Origin of the sequence: Pseudomonas sp. HMWF006, from assembly GCF_003061205.1 — a bacterium.
Classification (GTDB): Bacteria; Pseudomonadota; Gammaproteobacteria; order Pseudomonadales; family Pseudomonadaceae; genus Aquipseudomonas; species Aquipseudomonas monsensis.
Genome location: NZ_QAIU01000587.1, coordinates 1 through 3,401 on the forward strand (window position 1 = coordinate 1; position 3,401 = coordinate 3,401).

Consider the following 3,401-nt stretch of genomic DNA (forward strand, 5'->3'; position numbering starts at 1 on the left):
GTGTGCATGCGCGTTCACGGGCACATTCTGGGCAATCTGGAAAAGTCTTGAGGCATAACCGCGTGCCGGTTTTTTGAGGGATCGCGCTGAGCAGACTATAAGAACTGCTGGGCAATATCGTGTTCGTACCGGATGTGCGAACGCATAGAAACCGGTTTTGCTTATTTAAGGGATGCTCATGCTCGCAAGTTGGCACGTGGTACTGCGCGGTGGCGCCAAAAGGTTGCTGGTCGCTGGTGTATTCAGCTATTCGACCGCGTCGGTGGCCCTTGGGCTGGGTGACATCACGGTTCATTCAGCCCTCAATCAGCCGCTCAAGGCCGACATCGCGCTGGTGGATGTCGGCGCGCTCACCCAGAGCGATCTGTCGATCAGCCTGGCGACGGCGGATGAGTTCGGTCGCGCCGGGGTCGAGCGGGTGTTCTTCCTCAACGACCTCAAATTCACGCCGATTCTGCACGGCAGTCGCCAACTGGTCCGGGTGACCTCGAGTAAACCGGTCAACGAACCTTTTCTGAATTTTCTGGTGCAGCTCAATCAGCCCAATGGGCGCCTGCTGCGCGAGTACACCGTGTTGATCGACCCGCCGGGCTCGCCCGGTATCGTACCGGCCACCGATGAGCCGGATCCGCGCCCGCAATCCTCTGAATTCCCCACGGTCGAACCGACCACCGCGCCGACTCAGGCAGCCCAGGGCAAACGCGCAGTGGCGCCGGTGCCGCCACCGCCCGCCGCAGCGGCCAGCGATGCGCTTGCCGAACAGCTGGCCGCCAGCACCCTGCACAACCAGCAGTTGCAAAAAACCGTCGATGAGTTGAACGCAAAACTGCAGGAACAGCAGGCGCTCATCGCCGATGGCAAGAAGCAGTTGGGTGAACTGCAGACCCGACTGACCGAACTGCAAAAAACGCCACCGCCTGCGGTGGTCACGCCGACGCCGGCCCAGGTGGCTGCGCCGGTCGCCGCGGCTGACGACTCCCCGAATGGCTGGTGGCTGGGTGGTTTGTTGCTGTTGCTTGGCGGACTGATTGCCGGCGTAGTGATTCGCCGTTGTCGTCAGTCAAAACAGGATGAAACAGCGCTGCCATTGTGGCCGTCCGGCAACGACACGCAAATCGAGGAAGTGGCCGACAGTCATCCCGTCAGGCCCCACGCTACAGCCGAGCATCGCGAAGAACCCGCGGCGGGCGATGTGCTGGAAGCGGTGGGGATTTATCTGGCGTACGGACGGCTGGGTGAAGCGGTTGGCCTGCTGCGCGAGGCTTTGCACAAAGAACCGCAACGCATCGACCTCGGCCTGCAACTGCTGGAAGTGCTCGGGCGTCAGGGTGATAGTGCAGCGTATGAGCAACAGGAACAGCACCTGCGTGAACTCGGTGTAGAGGCCGCGCAGCTGCAGGCGGTGCGCGAGCGTCATCCGAAACTGTCGAGTGCTGCGCCATTGGCGGCTGTTGCGCCGGTGGCTGCCAGTGTCGCGCCGGTGGTTGTCGCTGAGCCTGAGCCGGCAGCGCCCGAAGATCATTTCGAGCTGAAGCTGGATGAGTTGTCGACGGCCGCCAGTTGGGATCTGGAGGACAGCCGTGCGGCGCCGCCGCGATCAACGCTGGACGAAGCACCGCAGGGTAGCCGTCTGCAAGTGCTGCCGCAGGACTTTGAGCTTCCGGCGGCCAGCGAAGAAGCGGAGCTGGAATGGATCCCCGAGCCCGAAGCTCAGCCGCTGGACGATGACTTTCTCAACGAGTTTGCTGATCCGCCGCCGTCGCTGCCCCTGGAAACGCTGGAGCTGCAGATGCCGGAGGAGGAGGGCGAGGCAGGCGCCGGCAAGCTCGAGCAGGCACAAACCTGTATTGATGACGGAGACATCGACAGTGCGATTGCGTTGCTCAATGAATTGCTCAAGGAGGGCGACGAACCCCTCAGGCAAACTGCTCGAACCTTGTTGGCGGGGATTCGTTGATTGTTGAGTCACCGGTATTTTCAGGGGCGCTGGATGATTGCTTTCGCGAGCGAGCCCGCTCCCACCGTTGAAAAGCATTCCAACTATGGGAGCGGGCTCGCTCGCGAACACGGCCTGTCAGACCTGATTGATCAGAAGGTCTGGCCGAGATTCAGGTACACCGCCTGCTCGTTGGCATCATTCAGCCCGTAACTGAAATTCAACGGCCCCAATGGTGTATCGAACCCGATAAACACACTGGCGGCGTTGATGTAGCCACTGTCGAATTCATTGTCGTTGTTCCATGCCCGGCCACGCTCCAGCGAAGCACCGGCGTACAGCGGGAAGTCCAGCGGGAAGTCCAGCGGCAGGTAGGCGCGAGGGGTCAGGCGGCGGTAATACACCGCCCGCAACAGACTGACGTTCTGTCCCGAAATCGCATCCTCACGGAAGCCCGACAACTGCCGCGCACCGCCGAGCAGGAAGCTGGAAGTGACCACGTTGGTGTCGTCGAGTGTGCGCCCGTAACGCCCGCCGAGTATCAGCGTGTCCGGCCCGCGGCTCATGGCTTTATCGAGTTTGAATTCCCATTGCCGGTAGCGTGTGTCTGACCCCAGGCTCGGTTCGAATTGCAGCAGTGTCAGACTGATGTCCTTGCCTTCGTGCGGGTAGTAGACGTTGTCCAGCGAGTCGTAGGAGTACTTCAGTGAATAGAAGCCTTCGTTGAAATGCTCGCTGGGCAGGTCCTGATCGCCAATGCGCACGTCAGCCTTGCCCCACGCCTCGCCGACGCCAAAGCGCACTTCACCGTTGTTGCCGATCTGCCGGCCGACATTCAGCGCCATGCCATAGCGTTCGACGCGGTACTGCGCGATCGGATCGTTATCGAGCACGGCATCGACGTTCTGCGCTTCGAACACCACCGACGGGGCGATGAAGTAGCGCGAGCCGACGTCCAGCGGCTGGTAGAACTCGCTGTACAGCTCCTGTTTATCGCCAATTTGCGCGCGGGTCAGCCATTCCGCGCCGAGCCGATTGATGCCGTTGACCCGGTAACTGGCACCGAGGTTGAAAGCGCTGTCGCCACGCATATCGTCCGACAGGTTGAGGCCGACCCGCAGGTAATCGGTGCCGCTGCGCTTGCCACGAGCACTGATGACCAAGGTGTGATCCTGCCCCTTGTGCACGACGCGGTATTGCACCTGCTCGAAGTAGTCGAGGCCATACAGGGTGCCCATGTCCGAGTGCAGGCGCCCCAGGTCCAGCGGTTCGCCGATGTGCTGGCGGATGTAGTAACGAATGACATCGTCATCGACTTTCGAATTGTTCTCGACCTTGATCGCGGTGATGATCGGTGTGCGCTGGCCCGGCGAGCGGGCAGCGTTGAGTTCGGCATCCTGGGATTCGGCGGATTTGAGTACGGCGAGGCGGGCGTCGAGAATTCGCGTCGCGCGGTAACCGGCGT

The 3,401-nt window shown here is 61.5% G+C and carries 2 protein-coding genes; one reads left to right on the plus strand and one right to left on the minus strand.

The genetic code is table 11. The features are described from left to right. Nucleotides 1-178 precede the first annotated feature (178 nt). Complete coding sequence (locus tag DBR24_RS27095; protein ID WP_128616251.1) at nt 179-1,957, plus strand: FimV/HubP family polar landmark protein; 1,779 nt, start codon at nt 179-181, stop codon at nt 1,955-1,957. Nucleotides 1,958-2,088: 131 nt separating this feature from the next. On the opposite strand, the gene DBR24_RS34045 is transcribed toward DBR24_RS27095, so the two are convergent. Then, on the minus strand, nt 2,089-3,401 hold a 1,313-nt coding region (locus DBR24_RS34045; RefSeq protein WP_371921370.1), incomplete at its 5' end, for a BamA/TamA family outer membrane protein.

What these genes read in the sequence shown, in the direction of transcription:
- DBR24_RS27095 (WP_128616251.1), top strand. Translation starts at nt 179, where the DNA reads ATGCTCGCAAGTTGGCACGTGGTACTGCGCGGTGGCGCCAAAAGGTTG.